This window comes from Mycobacterium sp. 141, from assembly GCF_000382405.1.
In the GTDB taxonomy this organism is placed as follows: domain Bacteria; phylum Actinomycetota; class Actinomycetes; order Mycobacteriales; family Mycobacteriaceae; genus Mycobacterium.
The window spans coordinates 1-1,501 of record NZ_KB908288.1; the positions used below are offsets into that span (position 1 = coordinate 1).

The 1,501-nt window shown below is 65.8% G+C and carries 1 protein-coding gene; it reads left to right on the forward strand.

All coding sequences use genetic code 11. The annotated features are described in order from the left end of the window. Window positions 1-119: 119 nt before the first annotated feature. The coding region (locus tag H276_RS0122325) for an IS1380 family transposase (RefSeq protein WP_026357311.1) at window positions 120-1,501 on the forward strand (1,382 nt) is incomplete at its 3' end.

The following is a 1,501-nucleotide window of genomic DNA, read 5'->3' on the forward strand; positions in this document are numbered from 1 at the left end:
CCTCGATCCACTGATGAACTGGCTGGTCGTGGGGTGTCGGAATGAGGAAAGTGCCTCTTGAGCTGGGAGGATTGGTGTTCTCTACGCATCAATCAGACCAGTTCAGAAAGGCACTTCCGGTGAAAGTGTCCCACAGGTTCACTGCGTCCTCGGCAGTCTTCGATGATGAGCGTCTGGTGTCGTGCGCGGGGCTGGTTCCGGTGATGACGTTGGCTGCTCAGACGGGACTGCCGAAACTGTTGGCTGACAAGGTGCATATCGCGGCACCGCGGGTCAGGTCCGGGTCGGCCAATCCGTCACCGAAGCTGACCACGGTGATCGCCGGGATGTGCGCCGGCGCCGACAGCATCGATGACCTCGACATCGTGCGCTCTGGTGGAATGAAAACGCTCTTCGGCGGCGTGTACGCACCGTCGACAGTGGGAACCTTGTTGCGGGAGTTCACCTTCGGACATGCTCGGCAACTGGAATCCGTCTTGCGAGAGCATCTGGCCGGGCTGTGCCAGCGGGTCGACCTCTTGCCCGGTGCCGATCGGCGGGCGTTCGTCGATATCGACTCGCTGCTGCGCCCGGTCTACGGTCACACCAAACAAGGTGCCTCCTACGGGCACACCAAGATCGCCGGGAAACAGATTCTGCGCAAAGGTCTCTCGCCGTTGGTCACCACGATCAGCACCGCCGCCGGTGCGCCAGTGATCGCCGGGGTACGGTTGCGGGCCGGTAAAACCAACTCCGGCAAGGGTGCGGCTCGGATGATCGCCCAAGCGGTAGCCGCTGCCCGTGCTGCCGGGGCCACCGGGACGATCCTGGTGCGCGGCGACTCGGCCTATGGCAACAGCACCGTGGTGGCTGCCTGCCGTCGCGCCGGGGCACAGTTCTCGGTGGTGCTGACCAAATCGGCCACCGTCGTCGCGGCCATCGACACGATCAGCGACGACGCCTGGAGCCCGGTCAACTACCCCGGCGCGGTCCGCGACCCCGACACCGGGGCCTGGATCTCCGATGCCGAAGTCGCCGAAACCTCCTACACCGCTTTCAGTTGCACCGACAGCCCGGTCACCGCGCGGTTGATCGTGCGCCGCGTCAAAGATGCCCGCTACCCCGACGCGCTGTTCCCGGTGTGGCGGTATCACCCGTTCTTCACCAACACCGACGAACCGGTCGAGGTTGCCGACATCACCCACCGCCGCCACGCCATCATCGAGACCGTGTTCGCCGACCTCATCGACGGACCGCTGGCGCACATGCCCTCGGGACGCTTCGGCGCGAACTCGGCGTGGATCCTGTGCGCCGCGATCGGCCACAACCTGCTGCGCGCCGCCGGCGTCCTAGCCGGAGGTGCTCACGCAGTGGCCCGCGGGGCCACCCTGCGCCGACGCATCATCACCATCGCGGCCCGCCTGGCCCGACCCCAACGCAGGCCCATCTTGCACCTACCAACGCACTGGCCGTGGGCACAGCAGTGGCTCACATTGTGGCGCAACACCATCGGCTACAGCCC